This window comes from Gelidibacter sediminis (assembly GCF_004364975.1).
Taxonomy (GTDB): Bacteria; Bacteroidota; Bacteroidia; order Flavobacteriales; family Flavobacteriaceae; genus Gelidibacter; species Gelidibacter sediminis.
Genome location: NZ_SOBW01000011.1, coordinates 18,086 through 38,217, shown reverse-complemented (window position 1 = coordinate 38,217; position 20,132 = coordinate 18,086). Strand labels below are relative to the sequence as shown.

Genomic DNA, 20,132 nt, shown 5'->3' with positions numbered 1-20,132 from the left:
AATATTATGTTTTAGATGTGAATTGAATTATTGCTTTTTGCATATCGTTATACTCGTTGTAGAGCTTCATTATTTCTTCATTTTCCTGTCCATCGGTCAAGTAAGCTGCATATACTTCCTTCGGAACTTCGAGGCGGAAAATGTTACTTTCCCTACCAATTTTGATGAACATTTCGGTGTATTTGCGTGGACCAGAAAGATTGTTTTTGATGGATTTTAATTGATTTAGGTCGTGGCTGGAAAGGTTGAGTCTTTTGACCAATTCGTCATAGCCTTTTTCGTTGTTTAAGCTATAAATGACCTGCGTGTTTTCAAGAATACTTGCTGAAGTTGAATTGTTAGGAAGTTGATTTATCGACTGAAGAATTATCCCTATCGCACCGTTCTGTTTACGGATGGCTTGGTAGTAGAACTCGACGCTTTCCAATACGTTTTCAAACTTCAGTTGTTTGGCAAACTCATCGAAAAGGATAATGCCTTTTTCTGCCCTGTTTTTCCAAATCGTTCTTTGGATGGCTGACTTGATGAGCTTGAGCATCACAGACAGGATTTCCTTATTGTCCTTGACTTCATCCAGTTCAAAAACTATCAAACGTTTGTCTTCAATCTTATAGGTCTGGTCTTCGCTTACTTCAAATAGGAAACTATATAGACCATCGCCGACATATTCTGACATTACGTGCAAGAAGCTCGTAACATTGAAGTAGTCGGGATGGATTTTAAGAGTGTCAAGTAGATTTTCTTGGCTCTTTTCTATAAAACTGTAAAAACCATCCAGCGAGTGATTTTCTAAAATGCTATCATAATAATGCCGAAGTATCTTTTTAACCGATACAGATTGAGCTTTCGTAACTTTTAAATCTGAGGCAAAAAGTTCAAATAAGAAAACCGACAAGTCTTCCAATCGTTCGGGTGTAAGGTCATTTGTATCACTTATGTAAAATGGATTGATACCAAGGTTCTTTCCACTTTCATAGCGAAGCACCGTATATTTCTCAGGATAGAGTTTGGCGAATTTGGTGTATGAACCACCCAAGTCAATAATGACCAAACGAACGCCACTTTCAAAATATTGGCGTAGAATGTTATTGGCCAAAAAAGATTTTCCTTCGCCTGTTGGTGCAAAAATGGCGAAGTTTCGTGCCTTTATTCGTTTCTTATTTTCATCCCAAACATCTTTTAGAACAGGAATGTTATGCTCACGGTCATTAAATATGATTCCGGTGTTATCACTTTTGTAATTGGTGTTATTTATAAAGAGACAAAGCGCGTGTTTTAAATCGGTTACATATAAATCGTTGTTTGAGAAATTGGAAGAGAAACAGCAGTAACTATTAAGGATGTAATTCTTGCGTTCTTCGCCTCTTGGATAGTATGGTATGATATCCAATTCCTTAAATTCGGTCTTTATTTTTGAAGTTATTTTGTCGAGCTCTTTAGCTTCCTTTGCCCAATAGACAATATTCAAATGCCCACGGATGATTCGTGCATTATCATCGGCATTGATTTGGTCAAGAATGTGCTGGATTTTCCCTAAAACCACTTTATTCTGTGAACCGAAATTTGAACTTTTATTGAGTTCTTCAATCTTTTTATCCAGTAGCTTTCGCCACTTCTGTTTGTTATCCAAATACAAAATCTGGTTGACAATGTGGTTCTCATTAAGCGTAAGCCCTAAGCCATCAATAAACCCTTGATGAAACACAAAATCGTCAGAAGTGAATTTCTCATTGGTTTTGCTACTCTGTACACTTTCGCCAAAGCACAGTTCGCTATTGATGGCAAGGGCATCAAAATGGTTTTCGCCAATATTGACGCTTTTTTTGTCCAGTAAAATATCGGTATCATAGCCTTCATTAAAACCGTTGAAGTAACTGTTTGTCAGTTGCTGTATTTCTTCGGCTTTAAGCGAAACAAAATCCATCTTTCGGCTATTGTTGATGAAGGAAACCGAATCGCTTACCGAGTTGGCGAAACTCTTAATATTGTCATCCAGTTCCTGTACGATTCCCTTTGAAACTTTTCTGAAGGGATTGACATATTTAGGATTGTTTAGAGCCTTATTCTTGGTCAGGATGATGAACAAATAACAGCTGTGCTCGATATGCCCACGACCTTTAAAATGCTTGTGTGTAGCCTTTTCAAGAAAGGTTGTATTCGGAAGTTGTTCTGAAGTATATGATTTTTTGAGGTAGATATCCTGTTTATGAACCACAGTACCAACAGGCAAAGACTTTAATGCCTGAAACCAAGCACCGTGCATATCTTCAAAATCCTTTTCTGAAAGCGAATAGATTTCCGGTAAATTCCCTTTATAGCACAAGACTACGTTGCCATTATTGGCAAATACGATATTGTCCTGAATATCTACAATGGGTTGATATGCCGAAAGGTTAATCTTGTTCATAATCGAAGCCAGAGTTTCTTTTGTTACTAATGATTTGCGGAAATGCTTTTGCCATTTGGAATAGTTGCGGATTGTGGGCTATTCTTGTCAGCGCCACATATAGGGAAGCATTAAAGACCAGCACACCAATTATCATCACAAAGCTGAATGAGAAGATGATGATGAGCAACGAAGCCAAAATAGAAACCATCATCAAGGCAAACAGGGAAATGGGCAACCCAAAAATGACTGCCCTTTTCCTGATGTTTTTATAGACCTCGAACCGTTTCATTTATACTACGATTCCTATTAGGTAAGTAAAGATTCCTACTACTGCACCTGCAATCAATACAAATACTAAAACTCGGGTAATCCCCTTTTTTAAATCTGCATTTTCCCCAAAAAAATGTCCTGCGTTGAACAGGAAACCTACAAGGAAGATTACACCGAGTAGTATTGGAAAAATAGTTCGGATAGTGTCGCCAACATCATTAACTGAATCTTCAATGCCACCAATTTGAGCAAAAAGCGAAGTGGATAAGAGCGAAAGAATGGATGCTAAATAGTGTGATTTTTTCATAACGGAAAAGTTTAAATTTTTAGTTCATTTTCGTTATTGGAAATTTACATATATTTGAATATAAATAACTGAAAATCAAATATTTGTGAATAAAATATTATTTGAAATCAATTGAATTTGTTTGCTATTAATTAGCATCAAATTCTATGGAATTTTGAATGGAAATTGTTGATAACCCGAAAATTGAAAATGAAAAAAGTGCTTAAAAACGTCAGTTTTGTGATTTTGCTTCTAAAAATGTGCATCATTTTTGGACAGGAAATGACTGCTCAAAAACGAATTGTAATTGACGTTGGACACGGTGGAAAAGATGCTGGCGCAATTGGCATAAACGGCATCCAAGAAAAGGATGTGGTTTTGTCCATTGCAAATGAAATTTTGAGGTTAAATAACAACTTGGAAAAACCACTCGATATTTATTTGACCAGGTATAGTGATACGCTCATTTCTTTATCTGACAGAACCAAGCTGTCCAAAGTTCTAAAAGCTAATTTATTTGTGTCCTTGCATTGCAATCATTCGGATAATCCAAATGCGAAAGGAATAGAGGTTTATGCTTTGAGAAAACAAGAAAGGTTCTCGAAGGAATCGGTATTTGCAGGCTATAAAATTGAAAGAGCCCTTTGTAAAACAATAGGCTATGAAAGTAGAGGTGTGAAGTTTGCAAACTTTCAGGTGCTGAGGGAAACGACAGAGTATTGTCCTGCGATACTAATGGAATTGGGTTTTTTAAGTAATGTAGATGAAGCTCAGTATTTAATGAGAAAAGAAAATGTGCTCGCCATTGCGCTATCAATTTTAAAGAAATTATAAAAAATGAGATTATGAAAGAAATGTTTACGGAAGTGATAAAGAGTATAAAGAATATACTCTTAAAAACTTTATTAGAGATTAAAATATTAGTTACTGGGCTTTGGAAACACTAAAAGCTCGTTGGATTATGAAAAAGGCTTTTCATTTTTAAGAAATCTCAAAAAAAATGATACATTAGGAAAATGCAAACCGAAGAAGAAATCCTAAAAATAAAAAAGGTAAAAAATACCGCAGTTAGAACTGTGGTTTTACGTCACCTTTTGAACCAAGAAAAAGCCCAATCTTTAAAAGATATTGAAAACGCATTAGCCTACACAGACAGAAGTTCTATTTTTCGGACACTAAAGACATTTGAGGAAAACAAGATTATTCACAGCATCGAAGATGGTTCAGGAATGACAAAATACGCAGTTTGTGCAGAAGGTTGTAACTGCGACCCAAAAGATTTGCATTATCACTTTTACTGTTCCAACTGCAACAAAACATTTTGCCTTTTTGACCTTCCAGTTCCAAAATTAGAACTGCCCAAAAACTTCAAACTGCAACAGGCAAATATGGTCGTAAAAGGGTTATGCGACAATTGCAACAAATAATCTTTGCAATCGAGTTGCACTAAAAGGAATTTACATTTGCACTATTCTCAAAAACAGAATACGCAGATGACAAAAACATTTTTAACTTTACTTTTTTTCGCATTATCATTTATTTCTTTCGCACAGAACAGCGATATTTCTATTTTGATTACTGATTCAGAAACCAACGAGCCACTACTTGGAGCAACCATTTATTTTGAGGAACTTGAAAAAGGAGCAGTTACCAATTTTGACGGAATCGCAAACTTTACAGAAATTCCAGACGGAAACCATATTATCAAAATTTCATACGTAGGTTTCAAAACCATAGAAACAACTATTGAAATTGGTACAAAAAAAATCTTTTCTTTCAAACTTGAATCGGGAGGAAATGAATTGGATGAAGTCGTTATTCAATCTTCAAGAAGTACGCGAACTGTTAGAAAAATACCTACGAGAATTGAATTTATTGGAGCGGAAGAATTAAGCGAAAAAGCAGTAATGAATCCGACCAATATTTCAATGGTGCTTCGAGAAAGTACAGGAATACAAATGCAACAAACCTCGTTAAGTAGTGGTAACACCAACATTAGAATTCAAGGACTCGATGGACGATACACACAACTTTTGAGAGATGGATTTCCTTTGTATGGTGGATTTTCCAGCGGTTTGAGTATTTTACAAATTCCACCTTTAGACTTGCAACAATTTGAAATAATTAAAGGAAGTTCATCAACACTATATGGTGGTGGAGCTATTGCAGGTTTGATAAATATGGTTTCAAAAACACCTGACGAAGAACCTGCATTGGATATTATGTTAACCCAAACACAAGCTTTGGGAAGTACAGCGAATGTATTTTACAGTAAACGGAACGAAAAAGTTGGGATTTCTCTATACGGTTCTGGTCATTACCAAAAAGTGTACGACCCAGAAGATGATGGTTTTAGTAATTTGCCACAAACTACTTCTATATCATTCAACCCCAAGTTTTTTTATTATCCATCCGAGAAAACAACATTTTGGATTGGACTAAATGGAACGTATGACGACAGAATTGGTGGCGACATAACAAAAATTGAAAGTGGCGAAAATGGAATTCATCAATATACAGAAGAAAATATTTCTAAAAGGTTGAGCAGTCAAGCGGTTTATGAAACAAAGATAGATTCCGTGAGTTCATTAAACATCAAAAATAGCATCTCATTTTTCGATAGAAAATTGTCTATTCCCGATTTCAGTTTTGACGGTAAACAAACCAATACATTTACGGAAATTAACTATCAAAAGGCATCTAAAAAAACCGATTGGATTTTGGGTGCAAATTTGTACACATCAAATTTCGATGAAAATGATAATTCACAATTACAACGTGACCAAACAGATGTTACGTATGGAACATTTGTAAACAACATTTACGATATTTCAGATAATTGGATTTTAGAAACTGGATTGCGAGCCGATTACAATACTGATTTTGGCTTTTTTCCACTTCCAAAAGTTTCATTACTTTATAAAAACGACAGCGGATTTTCAAGCAGAATTGGTGGCGGATTAGGTTACAAAATACCAGATATTTTTACCGAAGAGGCTGAATTTATAAACTTTGAAAATGTTCTCGCCATAGATAAATCAGCACTTAAGGCAGAACGGTCTTATGGTGTTAATTTTGATGTCAACTACCAAACGAGGTTATTTGAAACTGTAGGTTTTTCTATTAATCAGCTTTTTTATGTAACAGCAATTAACAACGGTTTACTATTGAATAGTACGAATAACGGTTTGTTTGCATTTGAAAATGCAACCGATGAAATTTTGAGTAAAGGATTAGAGACCAACATAAAGTTTACTTATAAAGATTTTAGATGGTTTTTAAATTACGCTCTTATAGACACTAAATTGAACTATTTGGCTGGAAATCCTCAAAAGCCTTTAACCGCAAAACACAATGCAGGAAGTGTGTTGATGTACGAATCTGAAAAATGGCGAATAGGTTACGAAACTTTTTACACAGGAAAACAATTTTTGTCTAATGGCACAGAAACCACAGATTTTGTTACGATGGGTTTTGTGGCGATGCGTAATTTTAAATGGGGAACAATTTTCACGAATTTTGAAAACTTTACGGACAGAAGACAAAGCAGGTTTTCACCTTTGGTTTTGCCACCACACGACAATCCAGTATTTCCCGAAATTTATGCACCAACAGACGGATTTATTTTTAGCGTAGGAGTAATTATTAAACCTTTTGGAAACGAAGATGACGACTAAAATCAACAAAACGGTATTTCAAATCAGTAAGATGGACTGTCCTTCCGAGGAAAATCTAATCCGAATGAAATTGGACGAAATTCAAAGTATTGCGAATTTGGACTTTGATATTCCGAACCGAAAATTGACCGTTTTTCACAGCGGAGAAATTGACCAAATCGAAAAGTCAGTTATCGATTTGAATTTAGGCGGAAAGAAAATCTCAACGGAACAAACCGACCAAACAGAATTTAAAGAAAATGCAAACCAGAAAAAGCTACTTTGGTCTGTACTTGTCATAAATTTTGTCTTTTTCATTATCGAAATGACAACAGGAATTATCTCAAAATCAATGGGACTTGTTGCCGATAGTTTGGATATGCTTGCCGACAGTTTCGTTTACGGAATTAGCTTGTTTGCGGTTGGCGGAACGTTGATTAAGAAAAAGCGGATTGCAAAACTTGCTGGATATTTTCAAATAACACTTGCTATTATCGGATTTGTGGAAGTTATAAGGCGATTTTTTGGAGACGAGAAACTTCCCGATTTTTCGACAATGATTATCGTTTCGATTTTTGCACTTATTGCAAATGGAATTTGTCTTTACATTTTGCAAAAGTCAAAGAGCAAAGAAGAGGCACATATGAAAGCAAGTATGATTTTCACCTCAAATGATGTGATTATCAATTTAGGAGTAATAATCGCTGGACTTTTGGTAAATTGGTTGAGTTCGAGTAAACCTGATTTGATTATCGGAACAATCGTTTTTGTATTGGTAATTCAAGGTGCATTTCGCATTTTAAAATTGAGCAAGTAATTTATCTTACTTCCGCTTATCGCCAGCCTTTGTGTCAAAAGCAATCAAATTAAAAAGTTCACGCATTCGGCTACGAACGCGATTACCGTAACGCTCTTCTAGTTCTTCAGCGTTTAGATTTGTGGTGGCGTGGGTCTTGATTTTATGTTTGGTTTGTAGGTAGAGCTCGTATCGAGATAAAAGCACTTCGCCCATCACATTCAAATCCTTTCCATAGAATCTGCCAGATGGTTCCACGCCCAAATCATCAAAACAATAGAATTTTGTGTTACCGTATTCCTCAACTGTTTTAAAACCCAAGTGATTAAAACTGAAAGTTACATTCCGGCAAGGAATCATTTCATAAGGACGTTGCAAAGGAACCAAATGACGCAGTAATTTCATTAAGCTGGTCTTTCCGCATCCAACAGGTCCAGAAAGCAAAATTCCTTTGTCAATATCAATTCCATAGGTTTTACAGTTGTCTTTATCCTTGATGAAGTAGGAACAGAGCTTCAGCAAAATATCCTTATCCTCATCATAAATCCTGAACTTTTCGCCAAATGAAAGTTTTCCCTTGGCATTCAGGTATATCAATATTTTGGGAAAGTCGTAGAGGACGCTTTTACCGTCAAATTTTCCCAGCGAATATTCCACGCCACCTTCGGTAATTTTAGAGGGGTTGTCCATAATCTTTGTTTTTAGTGGTTCGCAAGTTGTCCTTGATTTGGGACGGTTGTTTTTTGTTTGGTTTGTTTTCCTCGTCGAATATTTCAGTTCTGTCCATCCAGTTGATGGCTACGGCGCGCCAATCTCGAATATCTTTTCCATCGCTTGTTTGCCAATTTCGGGTTTGGTAATGCTCATAGAATTTTTTTGCTTCATCAGCATCAAAACCTTTTTCTTCAAAAAAAATAAAAACGGCCTGCCAGCCCTTTGGCTGTTTTATATAGTTTTCTTGTTTGTTATTGTTTGTTTCAGATACCAATGCTTGTCCACCTATGGGACGGTGCAAGTCCACAGCTTGTCCATTTGTGGGATGGTGGTGTCCCTCAAGCGGTACACCTCTGGGATGGTACTGTTCCGCAAGCTGTTCTAATTCGGGATGGTACTGTCCCACAACCGGTTCATCACTTGTCCCAATAATGGCCATCTTAATTTTGCTGCCTTTGTAGGGATTGTTGGAAGGGAAATAAGAGAGGTATTGCCAAGAATCTAACTCGACTATACATCTATGATATGTGGACTTAGAGCCTATTTTGGCACAACGCATCAAATCCCTGCGATTAACGTAGAATTCATCCATAAAGCGGCAACTGTTCCATTCTTGGAACAGCGCCATATACAGGCTGATATGCGTTGGATTAAGGCGGTCATCAAAATAGAACTTCTCAAAAGCCGCATTAAGTAGCTTTATATAGTTCATCGCTTAAGAGTTTAGACCGTGGTGCACACGGTTGGCATCCATAACTTTTTGAATTTCCTCGGTATCGTAATAAATGATACCACCAACTTTAGTGTATGGCAAGGTGCCATTGATGCGAAGATTTTGAAGTGTTCCAGGACTTACTTGAAGTAATTCCATAACCTCAGAAGATTTGAGATATTTTTTAAGTTTTCCATTTCCCTGTTTGGATAAGAGATTTTTGATATCATCGAGTAATTCCATTTTGAATTCTCGAAGGTCGTCTGAAGTAATAATAGTTGCTGGCATAATAAAACGGTTTTAAAGAAAGGGACTATTGATTTACAATTAATTTGATAGCCCCTGACTTGATTTGACTTTCGTTCTACAAATTTGAATAGGTTTATTGGATTTTATTCCCCAGTTCGACCGTAGTACGGTCAAAATTTAACATCTTGAGATTTGCTTTGTTTTGATAGATTTTGAGGGTGTTTTTGCAAACCTACACCTTCAAATCACATTAGATTTTATAAAAAACTGATGCAAAAATTAATTACCGTAGGTCAACCGTAGTACGGTCTTTTTTAAAAAGCTTGAGAATTAGGAATCGAATAGATAAATAATGGTTTTATTCTTCACTTTTATCCATTTCTATGAGTAGAGATGTAGAGAGTTCGTCAAGAAAAAGCGTTCGGCTATTCTTCCTGTTTTTGATGTCGTGATAGGTTTTGTAGATATCTTTTGGTTCAAGATCAAATAGCTGTTGCAATTTTCTGGAAACTTGCATTATGCTTTGGTTATCTTGTTTTCCCAATCCTTTTGCACAGAGCGCATACAAAAGTTCAACGTATTCTGTATTTGAAAATGGCCAATGTATTTTTTCAATCGGTTTAATGGATTTAAATTTACCATTTAAACCGTTGCGAATTTTAAATTTTTTCTCATCTAAATAAGTTGCGAGCAAATCATAGGCTCTGTATTTACCAAGAAGCATATCTCTTGGTGTACAAAATTCAGGGTCTTGGAAATAGAATTTAGATGTAGCTATAATGTAAGAACCCAAATATTCTCGTGTATAATATTCTTTATCAAAATGAGTATGGTTTGAATCAGCATATTGCGTGAAGTCCAAATTGTAGCTAAAGAAACGATTGACTTTCTGCATCTTTCTTCTAATGAATTTGCGTTGTGATTCCTTGTCTGTTTTTGGGAATTGAATTTCAAAGGAACGAATTTCAGAAAAATAGATAAGATGCCTTAATGGGATTTGTTTTGTGTGCTTAAAAAAATAAATCTCATCCGAGATAGAGGCGAAACCTTTGTTAATAATTTCCTTTTTAAATTGACCTAAAAGTTTCGTGCAGACTATTATAGAATGCTTTGAGCGTTGCATAATTGTCTCTGAATTTTCTTCAATTTCTAATAATTGTTTTTCTAGGTTTTGTGCGAGTAAATGTAATTTCATACCATACCTAATTACAGAGTTAGTAACTGTTAATAGTAGGGTCGATATTAGATAAGGTAATTACAAAGAATTATGTAGTTGACGTTCTATAGACAGTTTTTTTACTGGAAAGCTGCAAAAATTATGCCTTTCTTAAAATTTCTTAAAAGTTGGTACTTGCGAAGTGTTTTGTAAATGGTAAAACTCAGATTAAAAACTAATTACACTATCCAAAGCATCATCAGCATCTCTATGAATAAAGTTTGCTTGATAGTTTAAAGTAGTTTTTAAGTCGCTATGTCTGTAAAGCTTCTGTAACATTAATGGGTGGATTTTATCCCCTGCAATATTTCCGAAAGTGTGACGCGCAATATGATTAGATAAGCTTTTGTCAATATCACATTGGGCAGCGATTCTAATTAAATATTTATTGAAGAGTTTAGTAGCATTTCTAGTCTTAGTAAAAAAATCTTCATCATCATTTGGCCGGACTTCATTTAAAAAAGGAAAGATATATCCACCATTATTTTTTCTGTTCATTTTGTAAAAATCTAGAATAGCTTTCGCTTTTTCGGGAACTTTAAGGCTTAAAGGCTTCTCGTTCTTATTCATAACGTAATACAGCCTATCATCCTTAAAATCAGACCATTTTAATTTTACAACATCTGAAATACGAATACCAGCAAAATAAAAGGAAATCAACCATACATTATGCGTATGCCAAATCGAAGAATAAGGTTCTAATTTCAATAATTCAATTTTTTCGACCTCTTCGATAGTTAGACCTATCTTATTACTAGTTCCTAATCTAATTTTTTCTTTGTCACCAGCAAAAGGGTAATACTTTGCAGAAACCACACCATCTTTAATGGCAACATTGAATAGTGTTCTGATAAAAATTAATTGATTTGAAATTGTTCTAGTTTTCTGATTTAGATAAGCGGAACAAAAGGTTTTATAGCGTTCTAGAAAAGCCTGATTAATATCTTGAAACTTCAAATCTTTTTTCTTTTGGAAATGTTCAATTCCATCAATAAAGGAATATTCCGACTTTCTAGCCTTACCAACTCTATCTCTTCTTCGTTTTCCAATACCTTCGATAACATCTTTTTTAGTTAAGGAAGTTTTGAGATTTAAAAACTCTTCAATGTTGTATAAAATAGAAAGCTCTGATTTGGCTACTGAAAAAACTTTACGGTCATATTTTGTTTTTATCCGTTGAGCCGCAACTGCAAAAAACGATTTAGAGCCGCCTGGACCTTTCAGTTTTTGTTTGACCTGTTTTGGAGTAATATTTTCATCTTGGTTATTTAAATAAACATCGTTGGCTTCTGTTAATTTTTTAAGTAAAAAATTATTTAGCATTTTATAATTTGGATGACTTCTTTTTGCTTGTCCAGCAACTTTATCCCAATCCTTTGCAAGAACGTATTGACCAAGCCACTTATAATTAGTCTTATAATTTGCACTTATTCTTATGGCCAATGGAATTGTACCATCCTTTTTAATCATATTTTTACGAAGAACAATTTTTATATTAGCCATAACTTACTTTTTGCAATGATAAAGATACAAAAACTAGTACAGAATAAGTACAGAATAATTTGGTATCGGATGCCTATAATTGATGATAAATTTTATTAAAATTATGTAAATCATTGATTTTAAGTAGTTTTAAGTTTTGTTAGTTGTTGTACGGACTAAGCTCATAACCCGAAGGTCACTGGTTCGAGTCCAGTTCCCGCTACTAAGGTGAAAAGCCATAATCTTTAGATTATGGCTTTTTTTATGGAGCATTGAAATGTTGCTTGAACATTTATTGAATAGTCAAATAGAAACAGGTGCGCTTTCAATTGAGTATTATATTTGTCCCACTACCCATAAGACTGACTGTAATCTCTCTATTTTGTAAGCCTAGTTGGTGCTAATTATGGCAGAAAATTATATGAGCTTTGACGGATGTGCTATTTGTGATCTTTTGCATCTGGCGGAAGCATGAAATCATCTTTGACATTACTTTCCGGAATAGCGTTCATGAATTCATGAATGGAATTGTTGCCATCTGAGCCATAACTAGCTAACATTGTTCCCTTGCTGCCATCATTAGTTTGTATAACGTATAAAAGTGACATATCTGAAGGATTACTGATACCCTCATAGCGATGTTCCTTCAAAATTGTGACATCTTGGGGTGCATATCGTTTTTTTGAATCTACATTCTCTAATTCATCTTCAATAATGCGATATTGGTCTGTAAATCCTGCAGCTTCATAGCGGCGTATGTAATCAATTTCGTTTTTGGAATAATCATCATGCATAATTAATATATTTTAAGTAAAAATGATATAATTTCTATATGGTTAAAGATCAGATATAATGTAAGAAAAAATTATCACAATTGCACGAATTGTTAGTGCAATAAAAGTTTTGATTGTTTATTAATTTTAATACTAGTCTAGCACTAAAAATGTATTCTCAAATATATATAGGAAATTACGCCATATTTATAATTGAAAAAATCTTTTTGAATTCCGTGGTGATAAAGGTTTTTTTAAGCCAAACTATACCTTGCAGTAGGTTAAAGTTTAGCTACAAATGCTTATTATTCTATAACTAAACGTCGATGTTTTGGATATTTCACAGCATAATTTAATTCAAATACTTTGGTTTGGTTGGAGTCTATTGAAAAATCCCATTTAATTTCCCCCGTCTCAAGATTGTATTTGGCACCGGATAGATTTGAAATCTCAACCTTAATTTCTTCAAGTGTGGACACTGGAACTTGATCGTATAGCAGCATGTTGATTGGTTGAGGTTTGTTATTTTTTACGGTTATGGTCCACCCTCTAGTTTCTTCTTTTTTACTGCCAATAAATTGTTTGGTTGTAAAATCTTTTGACTTTTCTCGTTTTACACTAACATTTTTATCCTTGCCAAGTGATATTTGCAGGGTGTCTGTAGCGTATCTCATATCTAACAATGATTTTCCTACATAAGTACCTTCAAAAAAGATATTAGCTTCCCCTTCAAGTAAACTGTATTTCTCCCAGTCGGAGATGTTTGCAATTAGAAAAGCATCTTTACTGATTTTAGGTACGGCTAAGTATTTAAATTCAGCTGGTAACTCATAATTGGCCATGTCTACCGTATAACTTTTATTGTCAGATTTGATGGTGAAAGGAATGTTGATCTCAAAATCGACGGACGTTTGTTTTGCTACGTGTTGGGCCGGTATTGGCAAACTGTTTGAGTTCTTTTGTACCCCCGAAACCTTTCCTTCGAGTGCCTTAGAAATGGAATTTCGAGTGTTTCTGCCATAACCTACAACAACAACTTCATCCAGTGAGTTAGAATCTTCTATAAGGATAACGTTTAAGGTTGAACCTGTAACTGGTAATGTTTGTGATTTATATCCTATATAAGAAAACTGTAACTCGCTAGAGGTATTGGGTATGGTAACAGAGTAGTTTCCATCAAAATCGGTTACAGCACCTATAGTTGTGCCTTTTACAATAACATTGGCACCAGGGAGAGGTTGCCTGTTTTCATCCATTACTATACCTCTAATCTCATTTGAAGAAAGGGTATAGGTAGGAGGTAAAGTGTTGTAGTTTAAATAGTAGGTCTTCAATTCTGGTGCAACACCTGAGATGTCAGGATTGGCTGATGATAAATTTAATTTCACATTTGTCCAGTCAACTTTTGTGTCCTGTTTAACATTGGCTTTATAAATAATTTCGATAGGTTCGGATACATTTTTAGCTCTGATATCATAAGATGGAAACCATCCTGAATTGCCCACTACATAGGTCAGCTCAAAATCTATCTTGTTGGTTGTTTTCGACGATACTTTAACCAATATTTCGCCGTTAGGAAAATTCTTTTGACTGGTTATAGTTTTAATCTGAAGTTGGAGTTCGTTTTTTAAGATCATTAAAGCCTCCAATTTCTTGTCCAGTTCAATTTCTTTTAGTTTTAAGGCGGTTAACCTAGTGCTGTAAAAATTTGCAGCGTCTTTTAGATTGGTAACGTTCAACTCTTGATTTCTTCCGCCAATGGCTCTATTCTCATGTAAAAATGCGAGCTCCTCCTTTAAGATTGCCGCATGGGTTTGTTCTAATTTTATTTGATCTTCTGCCTCTTCCAGTTTAGATTCTAGATCTAATAATTCTTTAGGTTTCTCAAGTTTCTCAAGATAGTTTTGTTGATGGTTGACGGACAAGACCGTGATATTGCCATTTGCTTTAACTTGAATACTTTTTGCCTCTATAAAGGGCGATAGGTTGATGAATTTTAAAACGGTCTCCCCTGACTTTAAGTCAATAGATTTTTTCCGTGTTATTTGGGCGTCTTTAATAAATACGGTGACTTCACTGACCTCAGTGGTCACATCTTTTTCAGTAGATTCTTGAGCGTAGGTATAGGACAGCATCAAGCAAAACATAAATAGTAGGAGGTGTTTCATAGTCATATTGTGTTTTCAGGTGGCTTAAATCTAAAATAAGTTGTTAGGTGTATTTGTTCTATTATTAAAAACTTTGAGACGTCATTATATGATTTTGAAAAATACTTAAATTATTTAACAATCACACCGTATTTTGTTCTAGCAGCAAACTTTGTAAGTTGCTGTTGTTTGAAAGCTACAGTAATATTAGTAATATGGTTATCATTGTTGTGTGAAATTACTTCGAAGGATTAGGAGCTGGCAAATTTGAAATTAATGAAATAACGGAATTGGTATGTTCCGAAATAAAGTCTGCTGGATTAAAATTACCTAGTCACCATCTTTATAGGTGGGGTGCCTTCAACTTTTCTATGTTTATGATTACTTTTGATTTCAGTCTTCATCGTAAAAATTGAAGTTACAGCAATCATGAAAAATAAGCAATCAGAGTCTAAAAGCACTAAAACACCCTGGCCCACAAAAGCCGTCATGGATCAAGTGTATGAAATGAGGCTGTGGGGAACAGACGGTACAGCATTTTATTCAGGTGAGGGGTCACATCATCCTAATTTCGTTATGCCTTATCTAAAGGAATTAATCTCTTTTTTAACTTCTTTCGATAATCCATTGGTGGTGTGCGATTTGGGCTGTGGCGATTTTAATGTTGGCAAATATTTGGTTGACTATGCACAGGCTTATATTGCCGTGGACATTGTAGAAGAATTAATTAGACATAATAAGAAGACATACAGTGCAGAAAATTTAGAGTTCCACTGTTTAGACATTGCCGAAGATGATTTGCCTGTTGGCGATTGTGTCATTATAAGACAAGTACTTCAGCATTTATCCAATTCAGAAATTCATAAAATATTAAATAAACTAGCGCATTTTAAATACGTTATATTAACTGAACATTTGCCTAAAGAACCCTTTACACCCAATTTAGACATCATATCTGGGCAAGGCATTAGATTAAAAAAAGGGAGTGGAGTAGATGTGTTGGCACCGCCATTTAATTTTAAAATAAAATCACAGCAGCAATTAGTGTCCGTCCCATTGAATGATGGACAAGGGGTACTCGTTACCACGTGTTATACCGTTTTTTAAATTGAGATGCCTACCCGGAGGAATTAAGGGTACCTAAAGGTGGTGCAAGACTCAAATCAAATTATTAATAGTACTTTTGATGCAACAAACAATCTATCAACAATCCTTGTTTTATGCCATATCAAACTGTTTTTGACCTTTTTTGGGACCAGGTAAAAGAGAGTGTCCAAGAGAAACGCTTTGCCAAATTAACCATGGCAAAAACCATAGGGAAACAAAATTTAAAAAATGTATTTGTCAGACCGCTTGATGTTGATGGAGATGCTAGGGTATTGGTCAAAACACACTACAGGTCTAATGAAACAGAGGATGACGAGCAGGAACTCAGCTTAGAGGAAGCTTATGAGTTGGTAAAATCGCATCTTAGAACTACGTTTTTATCCGTCCTTTTATTCACCACCACAATAGACGTCACATTTAAAATAAACAAAAAAGGAGCTGGACGAATTACCGAAAACCTCCCTACATTTCGTGATGTTAGGTATGGTAAATCTGATACGGATTAGTATTTTCATCGGCCAATAATGCAACTTCACTATAATGTAGCCTGGAGGAAAGTTCAATATTGACAGGGTGTTATTTATATCTATTCTAAATTGTTATATTTGCAATTCGAAACAGATATCATGAAAAAAATACTATTTGCAGTAGCAACCTTATCATTATTGGTTGCTTGCGGAAACGAGAGCAAAAAGAAAGACACTTCTTCTGAACAAAAGGCAGCCAAAGAACAGGTTGTTAATGTCTACACGCATCGCCATTACGAGCCAGACCAAAATATCTTCAAAATGTTCGAAGAGAAAACTGGCATCAGAGTCAAGGTTATGAATGCAAGTGCCGATGAGTTGATTCAGAAAATGAAAATGGAAGGGAAGCAATCGCCTGCTGATGTATTAATTACCGTAGATGCTGGACGCTTAAGTCGAGCTAAAGATGAAGGTTTATTACAGTCCATCCAATCTGATATCTTAGAAAACGCCATCCCGTCATATTTACAAGATGTGGATAATCAATGGTTCGGATTGACAAAAAGAGCGCGCATTATTGCTTACGCAAAAGACCGTGTAAAACCTGAAGATTTATCAACTTATGAAGATTTGGTAAATAATAAATGGAAAGGTAAAATTTTGGTGCGTTCATCATCAAATATTTACAACCAATCTTTAATGGCATCAATTATTGCCAATAATGGCCAAGCGGCTGCTAAGGAATGGGCTGAAGGAATCGTTGCGAATTTGGCACGTTCTCCGAAAGGTTCAGATAGAGATCAGGTAAAAGCAGTTGTTGCTGGAGAAGGGGATATAGCAATTGTCAATTCTTATTACATCGGAAAAATGTTGAACTCACCAGATGCTGAAGAAGTAAATACAGCCAAAAAAATAGGCTTGTTTTTCCCTAACCAAAAGGATAGAGGAACGCACATTAACGTAAGCGGTGCTGGTGTTGCTAAATACGCACCTAATAAGGAAAATGCGATTTTATTTATAGAGTATTTAATTAGCGAAGAAGCGCAGCAAGTGTTTACCGATGCTAATTACGAGTATCCAGTTTTGGAAAGTGTTGCCCCTGTTACCGATATTAAAGCTTGGGGAGACTTTAAGGAAGACACCTTAGGATTGAACAAATTAGGTGAATTTAACAAGAAAGCAGTTTTGATTTTTGATGCAGCAGGGTGGAAATAAAAATGAAGCGTTCTCCTTAAAAACGAGGGTAAAAAGGCTTAAAAGAGATAGTAACAGGTGGTCAGTTTTTACACTGGCCATTGTTTTTTTCTTGGCCTTGCCTATCCTATTTATTGGTGTAGAGCTGATTTCTGGACCAGGTGAAACTTGGGGCCACATTGTGGAGTACTTATTGCCAGAATATATATGGAACTCCTTATACCTTGTATTTTTTTGCAGTATTCTTGTTTTAATCTTTGGTGTCTCTTCGGCGTGGTTTGTATCGCGATTCGATTTTATGTTCCGGAAACAAATGGAATGGCTATTAATTCTACCCTTGGCCATCCCTTCCTATATTGTTGGCTATGCCTATGCCGGAATTTTCGATTACGGCGGTAGTATGGATCTCTTGTTTCGACAACTCGGATTGGAGTTTATCCGCATTGATATTATGAATAAGGCCGGACTTGCCTTCGTCTTAAGTATTTCTCTATTTCCTTACGTCTATGTAAGTGCTCGCGCCTTTTTTCTCAATCAAGCGAATAATTTATTGGAAGCTTCAAAAATGTTAGGCGTCAGTGAACTCAAAACATTTTTTAAATTGATGCTGCCTTTGGCGCGTCCTGCTATTGTTGCCGGTTTGGTGTTGGTGTTGATGGAAGTTCTTAATGATTATGGTGCCGCTAAATATTATGGCGTCAATACGTTTACTACAGGAATTTTCAGATCGTGGTTTTCACTCGAAGAACCACAAACAGCAGTGTATTTATCGGCCTTATTGATCATTTTTATTTTTGCTTTAATCTTGTTTGAAAAATGGCAGGTCAGGAAGGTTAAATTCACCTCTTCAAAAGCCAATAGCACGCAAATTCAGAGAAAGCAACCCAAAGGAGGCTTACAATGGCTGATTTTTTCTGTGGTATTGTTGCCAATAGTTTTAGGTTTTATTCTGCCGGTAGCACAGTTGGTGTATTGGGCAGTCATCACAGCATCAACTGTATTTGATATGGAATTTATTATGATTTCACTTCAGAGTTTTGCCATAGCCATTTCATCAGCACTCATCACTGTATTTTTCGCTCTTTTGCTCATCTATTTTTCAAAATGGAGCACCTTGAGTTCTATTAAAAATATTTCTAGAATTGGGGTTTTAGGATATGCCATTCCAGGTGCTGTGATTGCCATTGGCATCATGATTCCGACCTTGGCATTAGACAAATGGCTGATTCATATGTTGGCTAAAGTTGGAATCGATTCCGGTTTAATCATCAATGGCACCTTAATTGCGCTATTGTATGCCTATGCCGTCAGATTCTTGGCTGTGGCTTATAATCCGATAGATTCTACAGCTTTGAAAGTTGATAATTCCATCCCAGATTCCTCCAAGGTTTTGGGCGTTGGAAACTTAAAAACATTTTTTAAAATTGAATTTCCCCTCATAAAGACAGGCGTTTTTAGTGCCGTAATTTTGGTGTTTATTGATGTGATGAAAGAATTACCATTAACGCTCATCTTAAAACCGTATCATATTGACACATTAGCAGTAAAGGCGTTTGAATATGCGAGTGATGAGATGGTCATGGAGGCGTCTATCCCTTCGCTTTTTATTATCTTTACAGCAATGATACCCGTGATATTTTTAAATAAATTATTGATCAAGAAATAACCATGTTAACTATAAACGCGCTTTCTAAAAGTTTTGACAAAGGCAGAAACTACGCCATAGAGAATGTGACTTTCAATTTGAAGGCAGGCCAAGTGTGTGCCATTGTTGGAGAGAGTGGGAGTGGGAAAACCACATTGGTGCGCTTAATTGCAGGGCTTGAACGGCCTGATCATGGAAGTATCGTCATGGGGGATAAGGTAATCGCTTCGTTGGATAAGTTTGTACAACCAGAGAAGCGAAAAATTGGATTGGTTTTTCAGGAATATGCTTTATTTCCGCACTTAACAATATTGGACAACGTGCTGTATGGCATTTCAAAAATGAAGCATAAGAAAGAAAGAGCACAAGAGATGCTAGACTTGGTTGGATTAAGTGAGTTGGGAAAACGTTACCCACATCAACTATCTGGCGGACAACAACAGCGAGTTGCCTTGGCACGTGCTTTGGCGCCAGAGCCATCCTTATTAATTTTGGATGAACCTTTCAGTAATCTTGATGCCATGTTGCGTACGCAATTGCGCAATGAAGTTTTTGATATCATTAAAAAAACGGGGGTTACTGTGTTATTTGTTACTCACGATACCCAAGACGCACTTTCTGTAGCTGATGAAATTCTGATTTTACAGAATGGGAAAGTCATTCAAAAAGATGTGGCAACAAATCTTTATGTGAAGCCAAATACCTTATATGTGGCGTCATTATTCGGAAGTACTGTTCATATCAATAAAAACCTACAGAATGCATTTAGGTGTCCATTAAAGGAAACCTGTTGCCATGCGATTAGGAATGAGAAGATTATTGTGAGTCCGTCGTCTGCTGAAGCGGATTGTGAATATCTCACTACGGCCCAAGTCATTAAAAAAATTCAACTTGGAGATTCGGTTCAATTGGTCCTAAAATTAGAGTCAGGAGAACAATTAACGGTGTTGACTCAAGATAAACATATTGCAGACACCATTTATATTGGTTTCAATTCTAAAGATATCTTGGAATTTGAACAGGAGTAAA

At 35.6% G+C, this 20,132-nt stretch carries 19 protein-coding genes; 9 read left to right on the top strand and 10 right to left on the bottom strand.

What is annotated here, in order from left to right:
• Window positions 1–4: 4 nt before the first annotated feature.
• Genes BXY82_RS14900 through BXY82_RS14890 form a run of 3 tightly spaced genes read right to left on the bottom strand, consistent with a single transcriptional unit; the run spans window position 5 to window position 2,966 of the window.
• On the bottom strand, window positions 5–2,407 hold the full coding sequence (locus BXY82_RS14900) for a TraG family conjugative transposon ATPase (RefSeq protein ID WP_133759029.1): 2,403 nt from the start codon (window positions 2,405–2,407) through the stop codon (window positions 5–7).
• Window positions 2,394–2,678 carry a hypothetical protein gene (locus BXY82_RS14895; RefSeq protein ID WP_092132140.1) on the bottom strand — a complete coding sequence of 95 codons (285 nt, stop codon included), beginning with the start codon at window positions 2,676–2,678 and terminating at the stop codon, window positions 2,394–2,396. Before BXY82_RS14895 ends, BXY82_RS14900 begins: the two co-directional genes overlap by 14 nt.
• Complete coding sequence (locus BXY82_RS14890; protein WP_008610937.1) at window positions 2,679–2,966, bottom strand: hypothetical protein; 288 nt, start codon at window positions 2,964–2,966, stop codon at window positions 2,679–2,681. It abuts the gene before it with no gap.
• A gap of 189 nt (window positions 2,967–3,155) precedes the next feature.
• Here BXY82_RS14890 and BXY82_RS14885 point away from each other — a divergent pair, with 189 nt between their 5' ends.
• From BXY82_RS14885 to BXY82_RS14870, 4 genes are all read left to right on the top strand, one after another.
• Window positions 3,156–3,779 (top strand): N-acetylmuramoyl-L-alanine amidase family protein, encoded by a 624-nt coding sequence (locus BXY82_RS14885; RefSeq protein WP_092132143.1) that lies wholly within the window; start codon window positions 3,156–3,158, stop codon window positions 3,777–3,779.
• 182 nt (window positions 3,780–3,961) lie between these two features.
• Entirely contained in the window at window positions 3,962–4,372 is a 411-nt protein-coding gene (locus tag BXY82_RS14880; RefSeq protein WP_133759028.1) for a Fur family transcriptional regulator, read from the top strand.
• A gap of 66 nt (window positions 4,373–4,438) precedes the next feature.
• Window positions 4,439–6,622 (top strand): TonB-dependent receptor, encoded by a 2,184-nt coding sequence (locus BXY82_RS14875; RefSeq protein WP_133759027.1) that lies wholly within the window; start codon window positions 4,439–4,441, stop codon window positions 6,620–6,622.
• 1 nt (window position 6,623) lies between these two features.
• On the top strand, window positions 6,624–7,418 hold the full coding sequence (locus BXY82_RS14870) for a cation transporter (protein WP_166643317.1): 795 nt from the start codon (window positions 6,624–6,626) through the stop codon (window positions 7,416–7,418).
• A gap of 6 nt (window positions 7,419–7,424) precedes the next feature.
• Here the strand turns inward: BXY82_RS14870 and BXY82_RS14865 are convergent, their stop codons facing one another.
• The 7 genes from BXY82_RS14865 to BXY82_RS14835 all read right to left on the bottom strand — a co-directional run bounded on the left by BXY82_RS14865 (window position 7,425) and on the right by BXY82_RS14835 (window position 14,711).
• Window positions 7,425–8,087, bottom strand: a complete 663-nt coding sequence (locus tag BXY82_RS14865) for a P-loop NTPase family protein (RefSeq protein ID WP_133759026.1) — start codon at window positions 8,085–8,087, stop codon at window positions 7,425–7,427.
• Window positions 8,071–8,823, bottom strand: a complete 753-nt coding sequence (locus tag BXY82_RS14860; RefSeq protein WP_092132155.1) for a hypothetical protein — start codon at window positions 8,821–8,823, stop codon at window positions 8,071–8,073. Before BXY82_RS14860 ends, BXY82_RS14865 begins: the two co-directional genes overlap by 17 nt.
• 3 nt (window positions 8,824–8,826) lie before the next feature.
• On the bottom strand, window positions 8,827–9,111 hold the full coding sequence (locus BXY82_RS14855) for a helix-turn-helix domain-containing protein (RefSeq protein ID WP_133759025.1): 285 nt from the start codon (window positions 9,109–9,111) through the stop codon (window positions 8,827–8,829).
• Between the two features lie 319 nt (window positions 9,112–9,430).
• Window positions 9,431–10,267, bottom strand: coding sequence for an RteC domain-containing protein (locus BXY82_RS14850; protein WP_133759024.1), 837 nt, complete (start codon window positions 10,265–10,267; stop codon window positions 9,431–9,433).
• Between the two features lie 189 nt (window positions 10,268–10,456).
• A complete protein-coding gene (locus BXY82_RS14845; protein ID WP_133759023.1) occupies window positions 10,457–11,791 on the bottom strand; it encodes a phage integrase SAM-like domain-containing protein in 1,335 nt (444 codons plus the stop codon).
• A 419-nt stretch (window positions 11,792–12,210) separates the two neighbouring features.
• Window positions 12,211–12,564 (bottom strand): hypothetical protein, encoded by a 354-nt coding sequence (locus tag BXY82_RS14840; protein ID WP_133759022.1) that lies wholly within the window; start codon window positions 12,562–12,564, stop codon window positions 12,211–12,213.
• A 284-nt stretch (window positions 12,565–12,848) separates the two neighbouring features.
• A complete protein-coding gene (locus BXY82_RS14835) occupies window positions 12,849–14,711 on the bottom strand; it encodes a DUF4139 domain-containing protein (protein WP_243835863.1) in 1,863 nt (620 codons plus the stop codon).
• Window positions 14,712–15,119: 408 nt separating this feature from the next.
• Between BXY82_RS14835 and BXY82_RS14830 the strand changes: the two genes are divergently transcribed.
• The 5 genes from BXY82_RS14830 (at window position 15,120) to BXY82_RS14810 (ending at window position 20,131) form a co-directional block, all read left to right on the top strand.
• Window positions 15,120–15,797, top strand: a complete 678-nt coding sequence (locus BXY82_RS14830; protein WP_133759020.1) for a class I SAM-dependent methyltransferase — start codon at window positions 15,120–15,122, stop codon at window positions 15,795–15,797.
• 113 nt (window positions 15,798–15,910) lie between these two features.
• Window positions 15,911–16,303, top strand: a complete 393-nt coding sequence (locus BXY82_RS14825; protein ID WP_133759019.1) for a hypothetical protein — start codon at window positions 15,911–15,913, stop codon at window positions 16,301–16,303.
• A 120-nt stretch (window positions 16,304–16,423) separates the two neighbouring features.
• Complete coding sequence (locus BXY82_RS14820) at window positions 16,424–17,479, top strand: Fe(3+) ABC transporter substrate-binding protein (protein WP_133759018.1); 1,056 nt, start codon at window positions 16,424–16,426, stop codon at window positions 17,477–17,479.
• Entirely contained in the window at window positions 17,460–19,124 is a 1,665-nt protein-coding gene (locus BXY82_RS14815) for an ABC transporter permease (protein ID WP_133759017.1), read from the top strand. The genes BXY82_RS14820 and BXY82_RS14815 overlap by 20 nt, the downstream gene beginning before the upstream one ends.
• Window positions 19,125–19,126: 2 nt before the next feature.
• Complete coding sequence (locus BXY82_RS14810) at window positions 19,127–20,131, top strand: ABC transporter ATP-binding protein (protein ID WP_133759016.1); 1,005 nt, start codon at window positions 19,127–19,129, stop codon at window positions 20,129–20,131.
• Window position 20,132 lies beyond the last annotated feature (1 nt).

Excerpts from the sequence above, each read along its gene's own strand:
- BXY82_RS14840 (WP_133759022.1), bottom strand. The coding sequence starts at position 12,564 with ATGCATGATGATTATTCCAAAAACGAAATTGATTACATACGCCGCTAT.
- BXY82_RS14860 (WP_092132155.1), bottom strand. The coding sequence starts at position 8,823 with ATGAACTATATAAAGCTACTTAATGCGGCTTTTGAGAAGTTCTATTTT.
- BXY82_RS14810 (WP_133759016.1), top strand. The coding sequence starts at position 19,127 with ATGTTAACTATAAACGCGCTTTCTAAAAGTTTTGACAAAGGCAGAAAC.
- BXY82_RS14815 (WP_133759017.1), top strand. The coding sequence starts at position 17,460 with ATGCAGCAGGGTGGAAATAAAAATGAAGCGTTCTCCTTAAAAACGAGG.
- BXY82_RS14835 (WP_243835863.1), bottom strand. The coding sequence starts at position 14,711 with ATGAAACACCTCCTACTATTTATGTTTTGCTTGATGCTGTCCTATACC.
- BXY82_RS14900 (WP_133759029.1), bottom strand. The coding sequence starts at position 2,407 with ATGAACAAGATTAACCTTTCGGCATATCAACCCATTGTAGATATTCAG.
- BXY82_RS14890 (WP_008610937.1), bottom strand. The coding sequence starts at position 2,966 with ATGAAAAAATCACACTATTTAGCATCCATTCTTTCGCTCTTATCCACT.
- BXY82_RS14855 (WP_133759025.1), bottom strand. The coding sequence starts at position 9,111 with ATGCCAGCAACTATTATTACTTCAGACGACCTTCGAGAATTCAAAATG.
- BXY82_RS14850 (WP_133759024.1), bottom strand. The coding sequence starts at position 10,267 with ATGAAATTACATTTACTCGCACAAAACCTAGAAAAACAATTATTAGAA.
- BXY82_RS14820 (WP_133759018.1), top strand. The coding sequence starts at position 16,424 with ATGAAAAAAATACTATTTGCAGTAGCAACCTTATCATTATTGGTTGCT.
- BXY82_RS14865 (WP_133759026.1), bottom strand. The coding sequence starts at position 8,087 with ATGGACAACCCCTCTAAAATTACCGAAGGTGGCGTGGAATATTCGCTG.
- BXY82_RS14885 (WP_092132143.1), top strand. The coding sequence starts at position 3,156 with ATGAAAAAAGTGCTTAAAAACGTCAGTTTTGTGATTTTGCTTCTAAAA.
- BXY82_RS14875 (WP_133759027.1), top strand. The coding sequence starts at position 4,439 with ATGACAAAAACATTTTTAACTTTACTTTTTTTCGCATTATCATTTATT.
- BXY82_RS14845 (WP_133759023.1), bottom strand. The coding sequence starts at position 11,791 with ATGGCTAATATAAAAATTGTTCTTCGTAAAAATATGATTAAAAAGGAT.
- BXY82_RS14830 (WP_133759020.1), top strand. The coding sequence starts at position 15,120 with ATGAAAAATAAGCAATCAGAGTCTAAAAGCACTAAAACACCCTGGCCC.
- BXY82_RS14895 (WP_092132140.1), bottom strand. The coding sequence starts at position 2,678 with ATGAAACGGTTCGAGGTCTATAAAAACATCAGGAAAAGGGCAGTCATT.
- BXY82_RS14825 (WP_133759019.1), top strand. The coding sequence starts at position 15,911 with ATGCCATATCAAACTGTTTTTGACCTTTTTTGGGACCAGGTAAAAGAG.
- BXY82_RS14880 (WP_133759028.1), top strand. The coding sequence starts at position 3,962 with ATGCAAACCGAAGAAGAAATCCTAAAAATAAAAAAGGTAAAAAATACC.